General features: G+C 43.2%; 14 protein-coding genes and 2 pseudogenes. 3 read left to right on the forward strand and 13 right to left on the reverse strand.

What is annotated here, in order from left to right; all coding sequences use genetic code 11:
* Window positions 1-301 precede the first annotated feature (301 nt).
* The 12 genes from TOL5_RS20235 to TOL5_RS20290 form a co-directional block, all read right to left on the reverse strand.
* Complete coding sequence (locus TOL5_RS20235; RefSeq protein WP_221260604.1) at window positions 302-922, reverse strand: response regulator transcription factor; 621 nt, start codon at window positions 920-922, stop codon at window positions 302-304.
* Window positions 919-3,858 (reverse strand): ATP-binding protein, encoded by a 2,940-nt coding sequence (locus TOL5_RS20240; protein WP_221260606.1) that lies wholly within the window; start codon window positions 3,856-3,858, stop codon window positions 919-921. Before TOL5_RS20240 ends, TOL5_RS20235 begins: the two co-directional genes overlap by 4 nt.
* A gap of 249 nt (window positions 3,859-4,107) precedes the next feature.
* Window positions 4,108-5,130: a 4-hydroxy-2-oxovalerate aldolase gene (gene dmpG, locus TOL5_RS20245; RefSeq protein ID WP_221260608.1), complete on the reverse strand. Its 1,023-nt coding sequence runs from the start codon at window positions 5,128-5,130 to the stop codon at window positions 4,108-4,110.
* 10 nt (window positions 5,131-5,140) lie between these two features.
* Window positions 5,141-6,091, reverse strand: a complete 951-nt coding sequence (locus TOL5_RS20250) for an acetaldehyde dehydrogenase (acetylating) (protein WP_087013808.1) — start codon at window positions 6,089-6,091, stop codon at window positions 5,141-5,143.
* Between the two features lie 108 nt (window positions 6,092-6,199).
* Entirely contained in the window at window positions 6,200-6,991 is a 792-nt protein-coding gene (gene todJ, locus TOL5_RS20255; protein WP_221260610.1) for a toluene degradation hydratase TodJ, read from the reverse strand.
* A gap of 120 nt (window positions 6,992-7,111) precedes the next feature.
* Window positions 7,112-7,987 carry a biphenyl-2,3-diol 1,2-dioxygenase gene (gene bphC, locus TOL5_RS20260; protein ID WP_221260611.1) on the reverse strand — a complete coding sequence of 292 codons (876 nt, stop codon included), beginning with the start codon at window positions 7,985-7,987 and terminating at the stop codon, window positions 7,112-7,114.
* Window positions 7,988-8,002: 15 nt separating this feature from the next.
* Window positions 8,003-8,803, reverse strand: coding sequence for a cis-2,3-dihydrobiphenyl-2,3-diol dehydrogenase (gene bphB, locus TOL5_RS20265; protein WP_267461062.1), 801 nt, complete (start codon window positions 8,801-8,803; stop codon window positions 8,003-8,005).
* Window positions 8,804-8,826: 23 nt separating this feature from the next.
* Window positions 8,827-10,059 (reverse strand): NAD(P)/FAD-dependent oxidoreductase, encoded by a 1,233-nt coding sequence (locus tag TOL5_RS20270; protein WP_221260613.1) that lies wholly within the window; start codon window positions 10,057-10,059, stop codon window positions 8,827-8,829.
* A complete protein-coding gene (locus TOL5_RS20275) occupies window positions 10,059-10,382 on the reverse strand; it encodes a non-heme iron oxygenase ferredoxin subunit (RefSeq protein WP_221260614.1) in 324 nt (107 codons plus the stop codon). The genes TOL5_RS20270 and TOL5_RS20275 overlap by 1 nt, the downstream gene beginning before the upstream one ends.
* Window positions 10,383-10,390: 8 nt before the next feature.
* Window positions 10,391-10,954, reverse strand: coding sequence for an aromatic-ring-hydroxylating dioxygenase subunit beta (locus tag TOL5_RS20280; RefSeq protein WP_221260615.1), 564 nt, complete (start codon window positions 10,952-10,954; stop codon window positions 10,391-10,393).
* A gap of 130 nt (window positions 10,955-11,084) precedes the next feature.
* Window positions 11,085-12,437 carry an aromatic ring-hydroxylating dioxygenase subunit alpha gene (locus tag TOL5_RS20285; protein ID WP_221260616.1) on the reverse strand — a complete coding sequence of 451 codons (1,353 nt, stop codon included), beginning with the start codon at window positions 12,435-12,437 and terminating at the stop codon, window positions 11,085-11,087.
* 88 nt (window positions 12,438-12,525) lie between these two features.
* Window positions 12,526-13,356, reverse strand: a complete 831-nt coding sequence (locus tag TOL5_RS20290) for an alpha/beta fold hydrolase (protein WP_221260617.1) — start codon at window positions 13,354-13,356, stop codon at window positions 12,526-12,528.
* A 609-nt stretch (window positions 13,357-13,965) separates the two neighbouring features.
* Here TOL5_RS20290 and tnpC point away from each other — a divergent pair.
* Window positions 13,966-14,709, forward strand: a pseudogene (gene tnpC / locus TOL5_RS20295) (IS66 family transposase); the annotation flags it as partial.
* A 150-nt stretch (window positions 14,710-14,859) separates the two neighbouring features.
* Here tnpC and TOL5_RS20300 read toward each other — a convergent pair.
* A complete protein-coding gene (locus TOL5_RS20300) occupies window positions 14,860-16,197 on the reverse strand; it encodes an OmpP1/FadL family transporter (RefSeq protein ID WP_228740301.1) in 1,338 nt (445 codons plus the stop codon).
* Window positions 16,198-17,153: 956 nt separating this feature from the next.
* Here TOL5_RS20300 and TOL5_RS20305 point away from each other — a divergent pair.
* Window positions 17,154-17,811, forward strand: a pseudogene (locus TOL5_RS20305) (IS5-like element ISAba31 family transposase); the annotation flags it as partial.
* Window positions 17,812-18,085: 274 nt separating this feature from the next.
* Entirely contained in the window at window positions 18,086-18,409 is a 324-nt protein-coding gene (locus tag TOL5_RS20310; protein ID WP_221260618.1) for a helix-turn-helix domain-containing protein, read from the forward strand.
* Window positions 18,410-18,474: the final 65 nt, after the last annotated feature.

The following is an 18,474-nucleotide window of genomic DNA, read 5'->3' on the forward strand; positions in this document are numbered from 1 at the left end:
TCTTATTTTTCAAGTCATTTTCTTATCCGCGATTCGGGTTATATTTAATGTAATTTATGTTGGTGAACATTGCCAAGACATTTAATTGCAGGAATTACTGGAAGCGGAAGTTCATACTAAATATGTTGTGGTTCTGACTAAAATATCGATGGCAGTCTAGCTGTAAATTTTGCTGAATAGGTATTAAACCTCCCAGAGCAGCAATAAAATTATTGACCTGAATGGCACTGGTTGCCAAACTGAAACTGTGAGGTAACGGAAAAATCTGAGGTTCCAGCGTAGAACCCACTATGAAGAATTACTACTTAAGACTATTCTTAAACCGCTCGGTTACTCGAACTAGATCTTGGACTGAGGAGACTTTCATTTTTCTCATTATATTATAACGGTGTACTTTTACAGTAGCTTCCGATATACCAAGTTCTAATGCTGTCTGTTTATTTAGGTATCCTTGTAAGACAAACTTAAGTACCTGTTGCTCGCGTTTGCTGAGACTTTCATAATTTTCTTTAAGCTCGCTAATTTGGGGAGCATTTGATCTCTGCTGAAGCGCTAACTTGAGGGCAGTACGAATAGCACCGAGCAGTTCCTCTTCTCGAAATGGTTTAGTGAAGAAGTCTACCGCACCCGCTTTGATCGCCTTAACTGCCATTGGAATATCACCATGGCCGCTAATGAAAATAATAGGGATCTGCTCACCAAGCTCTGCTAGTTTTCGTTGCACATCTAAGCCACTCATCTCGGGCATACGAACATCCAGAATCAAACAGCCACAGGTAGACCAATTGACATCGTTAAAAAATGCGCTAGCAGATGAAAAACACTCAACACTCATGCCAACCGAGCGTACCAAGCTGCTGAGGGCTTCCAGTACTGCATTATCATCATCGAGAATATAAATTAAAAATCCGTGATTATTCATGTATCTGATTCCTTTCTAGCAGGGATGCTTACCATAAAACAAGCACCTCCCTCAAATGGGCACTCCACCCATATTTTTCCATTATGTACTTCAGTGATTGTAAGACAAATTGCTAACCCCATTCCAAATCCTTCTGTTTTGGTTGTGTAAAATGCATCAAATAACTGCGACACCTTACCAGCTGAAATACCTGGACCTGAGTCCTTCACAGAGATAATAAGTGCATCACCTGTATCGTTACCAGAGAATGATAGCGTTAGCTGCCTAATTTCACAGTCTCCTTGGTTGATCGCTTCTATAGCGTTCATAGCCAGATTTAATACTAACTGTTGAATCTGTACAGCATCTCCCCATATTTCAGGAAGTACTTCATCGGCCAATACATTTAAATTTACACTATTACTCTGACTAGGCGCCTTAAGTATCAGATTTGTATCTGCTACCATTGCTTTTAGATCAATCCGTTTGATCGCTGCCTCTTGTCGCTTTAGAAAGGATCGTATCATACGGATAATTTCCGCTGCACGGTCGGAATCTCTGGTAATGCGAGCGAATGCCTCTTTAGCCTCTGAGATGTTATATGACTCTTTACCTAACCAGCGTGTACCAGCATTAGCATTAGTCATGATCGCCGAGAGTGGTTGGTTTATCTCGTGTGCAATATAGGCTGAAAACTCCCCCATCGTAGCCGATCGGGAAACGTGGACAAGTTGTTGCTGCAATTGATTGAGAGCTTCCTGTGCTTGCTTCCTTTCAGTAATATCATCGATGATCTGCAGAATAACTTGAGGCTCACCGGAACGTGGAGGCATCAGCGAAACACGGGAATTAACCCATATCGTAGAACCATTTTTGCATAGATAAGAGCGTTCCACATTGTATTCCTCTCCTCCACCCTGAAGCAAATTAGCAATACGCTGTTTCATCTGTGCACTTTCCCCAGGTGGCGTCAATTGCTCCATAGAAAGTTTCGCCAAATCTTTTTCCTCATATCCTGTCATGCGTTGGAATGCAGGATTGGCATTGAGTATTCGGTTTTCCGGATCGGTCAGTACAATGCCAGCTGCAGAGTTTTCATAAACTGCTTTCCAACGTGCTTCCGAGGCAGATAATGCAATATTACTCTGCTGAAGGCGGTGGCGACTTCTAATCAGGCGGTGAGTAAGTACCGCGATATCATCTCCCTGATCGGATAGCTCCCCACGCAGTGCATCGCCTGCCACCTTCATAGATACCAGGTTGCTTACACGTGCTCGTAGCTCATGAGCGGAGAATGGCTTAAGAAGAAAGTCCTGTACAGACTCAGAAAGCAATTTCACACGCAATTCTTCATCTGACTTGGCCGACAACACCATGATCGGAATATGTGAAAGTTCATCTTTTTTACGTACTTGATTAATCATCATATCGCCACTCATAACAGGCATCATCAAGTCTGTAATCAACAGGTCTGGCGGCATGCTGGACATCAACTCCAGCGCCTTTGCTCCATCAGCTGCAACATACACTTGATAGTCGCTGCTTAGGCAGTCCTTTATAAAACCACGCATATCTGGATTATCATCAACGATTAGCACCCGAGGCTGGTCGGATTGAAACGGAAGCACCTCAGCCTCATCTACCGCATTTGACATCAGCAAAAGGTACTCATCAAAATCCACGACCTGTGGATTATCTTTTCGCTGTAAGGTGTTATTCGCAACATAAGCATCTTCAGGTGCATTCAGTGGTAGCTTTACCTGAAAAAGTGCTCCTCCGCCAGGGGCATCACTTACAGAAATTGTTCCTCGGTGTAACTCAACGAACTCTTTCACAATAGAAAGACCTAAGCCTGTACCCTGCGTGGCTTGTTGACCTTCCTGATTTAACTGGTGGAAACGTTCAAATATCTCTTTACGCAGTTTAGGAGGAATACCAGGTCCACTATCAGACACAGTAATCAAAGCATAATTGGGTAGATTAAAACTAAGACAGCAGCGGATAAGCCCCCCATCAGGAGTAAATTTAAAAGCATTAGAAAGTAAGTTAAGGATAATACGTTCGTATTTCTCACCATCCACTTCAGCAATCATCATCTGCGCGGGCAGTTTAGTATCAAACGTTATTGATTTTTGCTGGGCTATTCCTTCAAAATTCGAGCCGATAGTACGGGTCAGCTGACTGAGATCAACTCTCCGATAGGAAAGCCCCATCTGCTGGGCATCTATTTTCGCCAAGTCAAGCAATGTATTAACCTGTTTCAACAGGGTTCTTGCGTTACGTTGAATGACCTCAAACTGTTTCCAATAAGGTGATTCTCCTCCAGCCTCTGCTGCCATAACAGCTTCCAGTGGTCCTAGAATTAAAGACAGTGGCGTACGCAACTCATGGCTTACCTTGGCAAAAAAATCACTCTTCTGCTTATCTAGCTTTCGAATATATTCAACTGATTGCTCTAGCTCCTGATTCTTTAACGCCAGCATAGCTTCGGCTTTCTTTTTATCGGTAATATTACGCCCTTCAGCAAGAAGGTAAATAATTTCACCTTCTTCATTTCGAATTGGCAACAATGAAAAATCGACCGCTATTATTTCTTTACCATCTGCCTTGCCAAGAATCTCAACATCACATCGAACAAATTCACCGGATGATGCAGTTTCAATAAGTCTCTTTTGGGTGGCCATTGTTTTTTTTGAAAGTTGCCACCAAGGTGTCTTCCAGAACGGTTTACCTTGAATATCTTCTAGAGTAATACCTGCCCCTTCCAATGCGACTTGGTTGACTTCAAGCACATTTCCCTTGGCATCAAGAAGGCCAACGAATTCGTAGAGCCCATCAAATATAATGCGTGTATATTGTTCTTGCATCAACTCAGCAGATCCTTTTTCCTTGAGGCTGATATTATAATGATTATTTTTTAATTTATTTTGAGGCTTTCTTCTGTCCCAAAAGCTCATCCTTGATAATTCACATAATTCCGACTGTTTCAGTCTAGATCATACCCCCCATCTCTCATCCTGAGAATACTTTTTTAGCGTTTAAACAATAATCATCTCAAAAATATTCAACTCATTCCTCAGAACAGTAAAGGGGAAATAGAGAAACCAACGTAACTTCATTACATTGGTTTCAAGTTCATCTAAACAATGACGAAGTAATACCCCATTCCGTAAGTATTTGCTGAATACTTATTAGTCAGAATGAATTCATGCTTGTTCCTGCTGCTTGAGCAAATCAAGCGCTACATCAACGATCATGTCTTCTTGACCACCAACCATCCGACGGTGCCCAAGTTCGACTAAAATATCTACAGTTTTAAGCCCGTATTTATGAGCAGCCAACTCGCTATGACGCAGGAAACTACTATAAACACCAGCATACCCTAGAGCTAAAGTCTCGCGATCAACACGTACAGGACGATCTTGTAATGGGCGAACCAAGTCATCGGCTGCATCCATCAACTTATAAAGATCAGTACCGTGATTCCAACCCATCCGTTCCGCAGCAGCAATAAACACTTCTAGTGGCGCATTTCCAGCACCAGCACCCATGCCAGCTAAGCTTGCATCTACACGGTCGCAACCATTTTCTACAGCAATAATGCTATTGGCTACCCCTAGACTCAAATTATGATGTGCATGTATTCCAGTCTGTGTCTCGGGTTTTAGCGTGTCCTTGAAGGCACGGAAGCGATCCCGTACACCATTCATGCTCAGTGCACCACCAGAATCAACTACATAACATACTGTCGCACCATAACTTTCCATTAACTTGGCTTGCTGCGCCAAGTTTTGCGGTGTAGTCATGTGACTCATCATCAAGAAGCCAACAGCCTCCATACCTAAGTGACGCGCATACTCGATGTGCTGTCTGGAAATGTCAGCCTCCGTGCAGTGCGTAGCAACGCGTACCACACGCACACCCGCTTCATAGGCAGCCTTAAGATCATGTACAGTAGCAATGCCTGGCAAGAGTAATGTTGTAATCTTGGCATGCTTGACCACACTAGCCACGGCTTCAATCCATTCTAAATCCGTATGAGCACCAAAGCCGTAATTGAAACTACTTCCCTGTAAACCATCACCATGGGCAACTTCGATAGAATCGACCTTGGCATCATCCAGAGCTTGTGCAATCTGCTTAACTTGATCCACTGTATACTGGTGGCGGATCGCGTGACTACCATCACGCAGTGTCACATCAGAGATGTAAATTTTCTGTTGAGTCATGGTGATATCCTTATTCAACCTGAGAATCGAGCATACGCACAGCCATTTTCTCTGCGGTACGTAATGCAGCGCTGGTCATGATGTCCAAGTTACCTGCATAAGCTGGCAGATAGTTTGCGGCACCCTCTACTTCTAAGAAAATTGAAGTCTTGAGCCCACTCATACGTTCTCCAACACCAGGAATATTAAACGGGCGATCGGCCTCAATGCGGTCGAACTGTACGTGTTGCTTTAATCGATAACCTGGGACATATGCCTGTACTGCATCCACCATTGATTGCACTGACTCTTTAATTTGCTCGATGTCAGCGAAATCACTAAGTGTATAGATAGTGTCTCGCATCATCAGTGGCGGTTCAGCTGGATTTAGAATGATGATTGCCTTGCCTTTAGCAGCTCCACCTACCGCCTCAATCGCCTGTGAGGTAGTTTCTGTAAACTCGTCAATATTGGCACGAGTACCAGGTCCAGCACTTTTACTTGAGATACTAGCGATAATCTCTGCGTAATGTACCTTAGCCACACGTGATACCGCGGCAACCATGGGAATAGTAGCCTGCCCTCCACACGTGACCATATTAACGTTGGTTGCATCTAAGTGATCATCACCATTGACCACTGGTATACAGTAGGGTCCAATGGCGGCAGGTGTCAGATCGATCATGCGTAATTGAGGCTTACGCTCACGTAACAAAGCCTCATTTTTCACATGTGCGTTGGCACTTGTAGCATCGAATACAATATCGATTTCATTGAATATCGGCAAACGCGTCAACCCTTCTACACCTTCGTGAGTGATTGTTACCCCCATGCGCTGGGCGCGTGCGAGTCCGTCCGATGCAGGATCGATGCCAACCATCGCTCCCATTTCAATGTTTTTCCCCTGCCTAAGTATCTTGATCATCAGATCAGTGCCGATATTGCCACTACCAATAATAGCGGCCTTGACTTTACGGGTCATAATGAAACTCCTTTAATCCTTAAGCCATCGCATCCGGTCGCATAACGTATAATTATTTACGCAAATTCCGGAAATTTTATGATTGAAGATGGGCTAACTTGCATGCTTCTATCCCTTTGCAAAATTAGCGGTCACCGACCCAAGCCCTTCTATCCGTACATTAAATATATCGCCTGCTGCGACGGGCACCATCGGACCGAGCGCACCTGAAAGAACTGTGTCACCAGCACGCAATGGACGACCCAGCTTAGCCATGACTTTAGCCAACCAAAGAACTGCATTGAGCGGTGATCCTAGGCAAGCAGCTCCAACTCCAGAGGATACCAATAATCCTTGTCGCTCCATCACCATCCCTGCATGGCGTGAATCAAAATCGCACAGCCGCTTTGGCATGGAACCCAATACGTACAGACCCGATGAAGCATTGTCAGCTATGGTATCCGTGATACGAATATCCCAATTCGCTATACGTGAACCCACGATTTCAATCGCTGGTACAGCATATTCAATAGCACGAAAAAGGTCAGCTACCGTTAAATGCTCATCGTCAATATCTCGTCCAAAAACAAAAGCAATCTCAGCTTCGACTTTAGGTTGAAGTACCTCATTAAGAGAGATGTCCTCTCCTTCTGTACGGGCCATATCCGCGAATAACATGCCATAGTCTGGCTGTTCCACTCCGAGTTGTTTTTGTACTGCGACAGAGGTCAGCCCGATCTTTCGCCCAACTAGTCTTCGCCCCGCATTCAACGCTCGTTGTGTATTGACCTCTTGCACAGCATAAGCCGCTTCTAAATCCATCTCACCTATTAGATTGCGCACTGGTGCAATAGCTGTGCCTGACAGTGCGGCCTCATGCAGAAAATCAGCGACTTTGTGTACGTTATCTGGTTCATTCATGCTTATATCTCTCCTTGATTAACACTATCTAGAACTCTTATTTATGTGATTAAGCCGTCCAAAATGTTCAGCTTAATAACAAGTAGATAAAAGCAGGACTAAAACTGCTAGACTGAGCAATCATGCAGGTGCCTGAAATTTGTGTCCCCAGATACTGATACGCTCATAACGCACGACAGACCAGTCACGGGCTACTTCACGTGCACCCCAGCCATACTCAACTGCGAAACCCGATGGTGTCGCACCATAGAACGAAATCATGTGATCATTGGTATGTCGTCCAATCGTCATCACCACTGCACGGTCTTCATAAAATTTATCGTATGCCAAGCCCATATCATCTATATCATTAAGTTGCAGCATAAAGTGATGAAGACGTTTTGATCCCGGGAGCTTTGCAAATGCAAATGAATGATGACGACCATTGCAATACAAGAAATAAAGCTTAGCAGTCAATCCATCACCAAGTGTCCAGTCAATGATGTCAGCAAGTTGAAAACCCAATGCTTTGGTATAAAAGGCTAGAGCCGCATCTGCATCTGACACATTCAGAACATAATGACCTAGTCCCTGACTTCCAGTTTGGAATCCAGAAACACCAGTAGGTGAAATAAACGGCTGTTCGAACACCTCAGTTGGACCGTAATACACCTCAACTCGATTACCGAACGGGTCGTTACACGAAATCAACCCAAGCACACTACGTTTTGCAATTAGATCCTGTCCTTCAACAGTAACTGAAATACCGTGGGCTTCTAAGCTTTGCTTAACCTCCTGTAATCCCTGCTCACTCTCCACCTCGTAGCCAGCAAAAAGATAGTCATCAGCAGATCCTTGACTAACTGACACTCTCCAAGAACGCGAATCGATTCGAAATTTCACCTCTGTTTCATTAGCTAAAGTTTGCATCATCCCTAACTTAGTAGTGGCAAAAGTACTCCATTTTGGTATATCTACGACTTCAAAGCCCAAATAACCCAAACTTTTAATACCCATGATACTTCTCCTGTCTCAACCGAAGTGCTTGTCAAGTTGTGCACCAAGACTAGCTTCAAACAAACCTCGCACGCCCATACCACCATCGCAGTTCAAAACACTTCCAGTAAGTGGCACGGTATCTCCACGTGTCGCAAAAAATACATATGCTCCCGCATAGTCTTCTGCAGTGGCAGCCTGCCCAGTTGGAAGAACTGATTTCAGCATTTCATCTAATGGGAAAGTTGAAATACTTTTATCTTGTAAATCGAGGCTTTTTAGACCACGCAAATCACTACCTAAAATACCACCTGGGGCTATACCATTAACTCGGATACGAGGTCCCCATTCATGTGCAAGCTGCTTGATCAAACCGATGACTGCATGCTTACCAGCGGTATACAAAACACCACCTCCGCCTGAATAAAAACCAGCATTTGACACAGTGAAAATCGCGCTACCTTTGCTCTGATAAAGAGCAGGTAGTGCAGCTTTGGCCGCTAAAATGTAGCCCTTGACATTCACCTCGAACATTTCCTCGAATGCCTCCGAGATGACATCGTCAGGAATATCCACCAGTTGAGTCAGATAATCCCAAACACCAGCATTACCGACTAAACAGTCGAGCTTGCCAAATTTTTCAACGCAACGAGCCACAGCCTCATGATGGCTGTCGAGTAAACGTACATCTCCTTCAATCCCTACGATTGAATCTCCATGGCGCTCCTTTAACGCTTCCAGACCTGCCGGAGACTTATCTAGTACTGCAACACGTGCACCTTCTGCAACATAACGATCAACGATGGCTCTTCCCAAGCCTGCGCCACCACCTGTCACCAAAATTACTTCATCTTTAAGTTTCATTTTTGATTCCCTTCATTCGCACGAACAATATCGCGCATATTATTTGACACATCTGCCAGCTTTTCTGGCTCAATTATGACTTGAGCTTCCACTAATCGATTTGCGAGTGCGAAATCACGAGGTGCATCAACGGCTACAACCGCTTGAATCCGTCCATCTAGCAGACGGAACAATAAAGCAGAGCCACTGCCCAAGGTTCCGCGCAAAACATATTCACCCGGTCCTTCGATATCACCAGCCATTTGCATTCGATGTCCCGCAATCTCCGTCCATGACACTGGCAATTGCGGTGCTGATACTTCTTTTCCTAGAATGGCTTTGGCAACTGCTGTGGCTTGGCGCTGAGCATTCATATAGGTTTCAAGCGAGCGCTTTCCGCCTGAATGAAGTGGCCAAGTGGCTACATCCCCGACCGCGAATATGCCTTTAGCAGGTGTCGCACCTCTATGATCAACAACGACACCACGATCACATTCCAAACCGGCTTGACGTGCGAGTTGATCTGCAGGATCTGCCCCTACGCAGATAAGTGCGTTATCAGCAATAAAGCTACGCCCATCATTCACCATCACTTTTTCAAGCTGACCTTCGCCTGAAAAACCTGAAACTCCAGTTTTTAGTTCTACCTGCACACCCTGTTCAGTTAACAAACCACGTAGCCAAGCACCGATACGTCGTCCAAGAACACGAACCAACAGTTCATCACCAGCTTCAAGGATCGTGACAGAAAGACCAAGCTTGCGAGCCGTTGTTGCTACCTCACAACCAATCAACCCACCGCCTACAATGAGCAACCGAGTATTGGGTGTCCAGCTATCACGTAATAACTGCACATCACCATAAGTGCGTAATGTCACGACACCAGGCAATTGACTGCCGGGTAAAGACAACATCCGTGCTCGACTTCCAGTTGCAATAACGATAGCATCAGCAGAAATCGTGCTGCCATCATTCAAACTGATCATTTTTTTCTGTGTATCTAGGTCAGTAACTTCTGAGCCAGTCAGCATCTCGATGCTGGCTTCACTGTACCAATCTGCCTCGGCCAGTCTAGGTGGCTGCTCAAAGCTTCCATCAAGGACGGCCTTAGACAAGGATGGTCGGTCATAGGGAAGATGCTGTTCTTCCCCAATCAGTGAGATTCGTCCTTCATAACCTTCGGCACGAAGGGCTTGCGCGGTGGTGAACCCAGCTACGCCATTACCGATGATTACAACATGATTAGCCATCACTTTAGCTCCCCATTGTCAAGATCAACGTGTACCTCATCACCTTCTATCTTGAGAGGGTATACTTTGATAGGTTTACAAGCAGGCAACGCTTTCACTTTCCCAGTTCGCACACAGAACTTCCCAAAATGCAACGTACATTCAACGACATCACCATCAAGGTATCCATCTGATAATGCCCAGTCTCCATGCGTGCAGGTATCCTGAACTGCGAAAAACTCACCATCGACGTTACAGATCATCACTGGTTCTGATCCACCTTCATAGCGTTGCATTTCACCAGGTGGCAAATCACTTTGCCGCAGTATATATGTCCAAGTCATGACATCTCCTAGAAGAAGAAACTGAGGTTATTGGCTAGGATGGTGCTTTGGTCGATCAGGATTGTCCGATTGACTATCTCGAATCCAGCTTCACCCTTGTTACGACGCAATCTGTCGCGACGCTCTCCAGCAAAGATATCAAGTTGTCTTTCCAAGCGATTGCGGTACACGATGAAGGTACTGGAGATTTCGTATTCTCCTTCTACTTCTGTGGGAATGATCATCACATTGCTCACAATATGTCGTGTTCTTGAGGCAGGATTCTCGGACCAACTTACGTCAGAAGTAATCTTACGCAAACGCCCTTTCATCATTGTGGCGTCATCATCAAAATGCGCATAGTCTCGCAAGCCCGAATATTCAAGGTGTGAATCACGCATGATTCGTGTGGTGCGGATAGGCATGAAGTAGTGAATGTCTTTGGCAAGTAGTGCGAACCATTCATCAAAGCGGCGATCATTGAGAAGCTTAGCTTCCCAATAGTAGAACTGCTCAATTTCATTTTGCAGTTCAAGTGCTACCGGTGCAGGTTTGCGAAGAAAGAGGTCAGCTCTGTTGACTGAATCAATCATGGTCACTCCTTTTTGGAATCGTAATCATTCCTTGTAGATTTCAAATGGATAGTCCACCGCATCCAATTTGGTTATGAATCAAATGCGGCTTCTAACTGGCACCACGATGTGGCGCTAGCTGTCGTTAGGTTTAACGCGTCGCCTTTAATGCTTCCCAGTCTGGTGAGGTCATCATTTTCAGCCAATGTGCATATAGTCCACGAGCAGCTTCTTCGCTATACACGTTGTTACATATACGACCAGGGTAAATTGGATCGTTATCAACGGTTTGCCCCATACTCATCTCAGCATTGAATGGACGGCTACGTGCCTTATGACCTCGCAGAATATGCTGGATTTCAACCCAGTTCTCGCCGTCATCCTGCTCGAATACACCACCGGCAGAGAAGGTACGTAGTGTCTGACGACGAAACTCTTCCTTAATATCATCTGGAGCATCAGCATCGACGACTGTAAATGCCCACACTTCAACCTCGTTCGGCCCGCGTGGATGCCATGTTCGGATCGTATTGACACCTGGGAGGAAGGAACACGTAGGAAAGACAGTCATGTGCTCAACCATGATTTTCGTGCCGCGCTCTATACTACCCAGACGCTCGGCCGCCTTTTCCGCCGCGGGGCCTTCGGTCAAGTAGCTGGTGACCTTCGGCCCCATGATGGCAAGCATCAGGTTGGGGTCGCCAATATAGAAGCCACTGCCATGCCCACCCCATGATGCACGGTACTGCTTGCCAAATTTCGGCGGTGCAAGATCAGCCAACTCAAGATCTTCTGGCAGACCAGCAATGATTCCAGATAAATGTGCTGTAGTCCCGGCATGGTACATGTCACTACAAAACTGCTCTGCTGCGAATTTCCAGTTACAGGGAATAACCCACTTCTGTATACCTGGAATCACCTCAGTGCCTGCCTCAGTACGGTCGAGCATGTGGTCCATGTAGAACTTCGCCTCGCCGAGATATGTATCAAGGTCTATGGCGTTTTCATCCCAGTTGGCAAAAATCAGACCTTTGTAGGTTTCCACTCGAGCCTTCAGTGGACTCCATTCCTTCTTGTCTAAGCAGGCGAAGGATTCGGCCTCGTAAGGCACATTAATAAGATTGCCAGCAGTATCGTAAGCCCACCCATGGTAACTACAAGTAAATGCCTTCGCGTTTCCAGCATCCGAACGACAGATACGCATACCACGATGGCGGCACTGGTTCAGGAACACAGCGATACTGGCATCCTTCTGTCTTACGACCACGACAGGATCTTCACCCATATAGGTCGTGAAATAATCACCTGGTTTACGAATGTGAGTTTCATGCCCCAATAGGAGCCATGACCGAGCAAATACACGTTCTAGTTCGAGTTGGTACAGATCCTCATCGGTATAAATGCGCGGATCGATACGTCCAGCTTGCTCATCAAAGAGCGTTTCTATCTCACTGGTCTTCCAATTTTTGCGCACTCTAATAGGTGTTGTTTCTGTCTGATTCATTGTCTTCTCACTTTTTAAAGTAGTGGATAGCGGGTAATTACAGGTGATGCATTTTTCAGAATGGATGATCATTCACATTTTTTTGAAATCAATCATTAGCGGTGAGAAAATCATTGACCAAGCGGATAAAATTCTTGTTTTGCTCGATCTGCACCCAATGGCCACATTTACCGAAAACGTGTAATTGCGAGCTTTCGATCAGTTGGTTCAGCCGCAACGATGTTTCAAGAGGAATCACACGATCGTCGCGACCGTGTAAGATTAGTGTTTCATGCTGGATAGCTTGAATGTCCTGATCGGAACTAGCTAATGCATCTACCCAGCGCTGCCGCGGAGCAGGGAACATGGAGGCAAAAGCCTCTTGAAAGCCGGGTCTAATACTCGCCTTGTAGCGTAGCTCCGCCAGCTCATCAGAAATGAGACTTCGGTCGTAGGCGAAATAGTCCATGACTTTGCGCATATTTGGCACGGAGGGCTCATAACCCCAGACTGCATCGAGTCCATCCGTAAGCTCGAATCTCACACCAGCGGACCCCATCAGCACCAACCGACGAACCCGATGTGGAAATCGGATAGCAAAGGCCAATGATAAGGCACCACCGAATGAATTTCCGACAAGATCGACACGGTCTAGTTCCAGCGCATCAAGGATTCCAATCAAATGAGCAACCCAAGACTCGATTCCGTAGTGAATTCCTTGTGGTCGTTGCGTAAAGCCGAAACCCACCATGTCCGGTGCAATGACGCGGCGGTGCTTGGACAACTCAGGCATGACCGTCCTCCAGTTCGCCCAAGCGGTCACACCCGGGCCTGAACCATGAACAAGCACGACAGGCTCACCAGTACCAACATCATGGAGATTGGTTTCAATTCCACCAGCTAAGACCATGCGGCCAAGCTCTTCGTTTACATTCGTCATCAATTACGCTCCTTGTCCTTGGAGTTTAAAAATTTTGTTATGGGAAATGCAGTATTTATTTGACTATGCTTTTGCCGTAAAATCTCTATTACAGCCAAGTACAGATAGATGCATCTGCACGTGTGTGCTCAGATCAAAAGAAATCGTTAAATTGATCTAAAATCCTTGTCAAAGTCATACTCACTACTGAATAAGTAAGCAAACACCACCTAACTGCATGTACGATATTACAATCATGACCTAGCGGAATATTGTTTTTTGGCTTATAGGTTTATAGAGCGATCGCAACTTTTATAAACGATGGTTTATACATCTCCTGATGAATATGCACCTTGGCCTAAGCACTTTGCTGTTTTCGAACAGACTGGCCGGAAATGGATGTCAGAGAAATATGCAAATCAGATAAGTGATCTACACTGGAACACCAAATTTCCGCCAGCACTTTCATAGCTTTTTTTCAAAAATTAAGAATTAAATGCGGATTGACTAAACCAGGTAATTTATTATTGTTTTGCAATATTATTGTGCATACCAAGGACTAGATAACTTTGGTTATCAAGCTTATTTGACTAAATGTTCTAAATACAATGGATGCCCCATGTCTAGGTCTATGCCACCACCCAGGACAATCCAGTTCAGGCAGTGATCTATGACTTTCAGGATAGCCGTTCTGGTCAACATGCTAAAGATTTCCTGAAAGGCTGGCAGGGTTATTTGGTCTGTCTGTGATGATTACAGTGGTTATAAAGCACGCTTTAAATCAGGTAAGATCATTGAGGTGGGCTGCATGGCCCATGCACGTCGTAAATTTAATGAACTACATGTGACCGGGAAAAGTCAAATCGCTGAACAGGCATTACTGTTGATTCAGAAACTGTATGCGATAGAAGCAGAACTCAGGAAAAAGACAGATACTACAACAGAGCAACGAAGCAAATACCGGCAACAGCATAGCCAACCAGTAATGCAATATGTACGAATGGCTCAACCAACATCATCTGACGGTGCCCTCAAGTTCAGCCACTGCTAAAGCCATCAATTACAGTCTGAAGCGCTGGCAAGCCCTCTGCCTATATTTGGATGATGGTAATCTACCCATTGATATGAGCAGCATTGCTGCGCAAGGGATAGAAAACCAAATGAGCTGGGCCTTGGGACGTAAAAACTGGCTGTTTGTTGGCTCACTGCGCAGTGGTCAGCGAGCTGCCAACATCATGACCCTGATTCAGTCAGCAAAACTGAATAGGCTGGATCCATATGCCTATTTAAGTGATGTGCTGAAGGCTGCCAACACATAAAGTAACCCACATAGAAGAATTACTGCCACACTGCTGGAAACCTGAACCTAATTAAAAATAGGCACGGGGTTCAGCGGGCACTTACTATAATCATTTCAAAAGGTTATGTTTTTTGTCTTGCTTGAAAAAACTTTTGTTCTAACTCTTTGATTCTTTGTTTGGGTTTGGGGAATAAAAGTTCCAAGTCTAAGAATGAAACTTATGTTTAAAACTTAGTAGTGAATATTAATGCGCCAGCAAGCTGTGCATGTGAGACCTCAATTGGCTTATCTGTATTAGGTTGAGCATTATTCAATGCTTTTTTCTTAAACCCATACGCCAATGAAAAATCCACAACACTTCTTGGGGTTACAGAATAACTTAGCCCACCTGTCAAATTAGTAGTAGGTGTCGAAGGAATAATCGATAGTATGCCCTCCTTGGAATTTGCCATTTGGGCATAATGTAGCCCTGTACGGAATGTCCACTTTGGATTAGCTGCATACTGCATACCCAATGAATACACATTAGAGTCGCGATAATTAAGTGGCAAATTAATATCCAGATTATCTTTGCTGTCATTTTGTTCAAAATGAACTTTCAGATTATCCATCACGTCATTCCAGAATACACGTTTGTAATCAAATGAAATCATGGTCTCTGAATTGATTTGCTGATTTATACCAATAGTCAATGCAGCTGGCATTTCAAAATCACGCAACTTAGCCTTGCCAGCAAGCGAAATTGGACCTAATGATCTACTGACTGCTGTTAAGTCTGCATCACCAGATAAATCACCAACATTGGTTTTAAAGTTATATGCAATACCTACTGTGGTTTTCGATATAGGTTTATAAGTAAGTCCTACACGCCCACCTAATCCCCAGCCATCTACCCCTCCACCCACTGTATTTCCATTATTGATATCTAAATAACCTGCTGACAACTCAGGAATACTCAATAAATTTGGCACCAATGAACCAGAAATATTTTTCTGTACTGCCAAGGTTTCAATTTGAGATGTATCTAAAAGAAAACCTAAATTAACTGCCGTCCAAACGGCATCAAGAGAACCACCAACGGATAACTTTTCATTGACTTCATAAGCAAATGAAACGGGTATACGAAGTACAAGCAAACGTGAAAAACTATCTAGGCCTGTATTAATACTATTTGTTGTAGTTCTTGATAGAAAACTTTCCCTACCAAACTGAGTTCCGACTCCATCTGATGCATATGCACCTATTCCTAGCGCATAGTCATCATTTCGCCAAACAAATGAGAGTTCTGGTCCAATATAAGGACCATTGTTTCGACCGTGGGAATGTGATTGTGCCGTTTCTCCTGTCGCTATATTTTTGATTTTCAAATCTGCAGTAATAATATCCAGACCAATACTCGCATATCTTCCGGTTTCAAATGCTGATAATGTTGCTGGATTAATCAGCATGGCTCCAGGGCCTATATTATACGCAACTCCCGTTCCTCCCATACCCTGAGATATAGGACCTGTGCCTACAAGATTAAAAGCATCTGTAGCCCATGTTTGGCTAGTTAAAGCCATAAATAAGCCACTAAAAATACTTATTTTGTATAATCTTTTTTTCATACGTCTTTCCTTGACTTCTTGTTTTGTGGAGAAGTTAAAATTAATTTTTTCCATCTGTGAATTTATTGACAAAAAATGTTCAAATACAGCACCATTGTGAGTAAGCTCCACAATTGCGGCACCAATTAATGGTAGAAAGCAATACATATAAGCTTCAACTTCATCATTAATTACGCTCCGCGTCCTTGGAATTTAAAATTTTTGCTATAGGAAACTACTACATTTATTTAACGAGGGCTTGCCACAACATCTCTGTACCTGCCAAGTACGATGGCATCTTCACGAGCTCTCAAGCCAAAAGAAATTGCCAAATTAATCCAGGAATCCTTGTCAAAATCATATTCATAAGAAAAGTGGGCTAAAATCACCTTACTGCATATACCTTATTTCAATCGCAACCTAGGGGACATTATTTTTTGGCTTATAGGTTTATAGAGTGAGTGCAACTTTAATAAACAATGGTTTATACATTTCCTGATGAATATGCACCTAACTAGGCCTAAGCACTTCGCTATTTTCGAATAAACTGGCCGGAAATATGAGTCTGAACCGTACCGGATTTGTCGGCGACCACTTTTCCTGAGAGGTTTATGCAACAAAGCCCCTCTTAACTGAAGAATAAAGACCGATCACTCATCACTGCTTGCCAAATTCAGGATTCCACAGCTAAATAATTTTTATCAAATAGTCAAAAATAAAAATAATAAAAACAGAAGCATATTTTATGTTGGTTATTATTGTTGAATTTTAATGCATATTAAAGTGACTAACTTCTTATTACCCTGCCCTACTTTAAATTACACTACCAAATATTAAAGCAATAAGTATATGTTTTACATATATTTAATATAATACAATTTAAATATATTTAATATCATTTATGTCGGTGAATATGCCTGAGGTCATGATTTCTCTATAGAATTAGAACAGGCTGTCCGTGGCGAGATATTCCTTCTTGTTTTGGTCATTCAAACTCTATTTTCAAACGTTTTAATCGTTGGTCAAGCAGCGGTAAGTTAATTAGATTATTCAAATTGCTAGCCTCATGCCCCGATATGGAGTGGATTTTTATTGATGGCTCTCATGTACGTGCTCATCGACATTCTGCTGGCATAGCGAATCAATCTATTTCTAAAAGTGTAGGAGGAAACTCCTCAAAAATACATTTGATTGTTGATGCACATGGCAATCCTATTGATTTCATAATTACCGATGGAACCACACATGATGTTAAAGTTGCACCTGATTTAATATCAACATTAGATTTAAAAGAGACAAAAGTGGTATGCGCAGATAAAGGCTATGATTCAGAACCACTGCGTGAACAGATCAGGAAAACAGGGACTAAAGCGAATATACCAAAGAAAACGAATAGCCAATCTAACAATGACCATATGGACTGGTATTTATATAAAATCAGGCATTTAGTTGAAAATATGTTTTGTAGATTAAAGCAATTTAGAGGAATAGCTACTCGATATGACAAGCTCAAAAGAAATTATCAAAGTTCTGTTGCTTTAGCCTGTATATTTTTATGGCTACCTTTATAGGGTTAATTATGAACAGTAAGTGTCAACAGACCCTAATTAATTATTTTTAAAAATGACAAAAATGTAATTTTGAGATCTTCTCGAAATATATAGTCTATGCTGAGATGACAAAAATTTTATTTAATAGACTTCCGGCATAAATCAAAAAACGTACAATTTATTTGATCTTAAATTAATCAGCAAAATTATTTAATTCAAGAGATAATCCTTGGATGAAATTCAAAGATATTCAAAAATTATCAGACGTTAAGTTTCGTAGGCTTACCGGTGTTAGTTGGGCTACATTTAACCTCATGTTGGCCGAGCTAAATAAGCATTTACCTCGTCATATTGGTAAAGGACGACCGCATAAATTACCGTTGGAAGATCGTTTGCTCTTATGTATAGAATATTGGAGAGAATATCGAACATTTTTCCATCTTGGTATGAGTTACGGTGTATCTGAAACGAGTGCAATTCGTATCACACGTGTTATTGAAGATACCTTAATCCGTTCTGGAAAATTTAACTTGTCAAAACAACTTCCTAATCGAGATGAAGTGGATTGGGAAGTTGTTGTGATTGATGCAACTGAAATATTAGTTCAACGTCCAAAAAAAACAGAAGAAATGGTATAGCGGTAAAAAAAAGCGACATACCTTTAAATTTCAGCTATCTATGCACTATACAACAGGTGAAATAC

It is taken from the genome of Acinetobacter sp. Tol 5 (genome assembly GCF_019702905.1).
GTDB classification, from domain to species: Bacteria; Pseudomonadota; Gammaproteobacteria; order Pseudomonadales; family Moraxellaceae; genus Acinetobacter; species Acinetobacter bereziniae.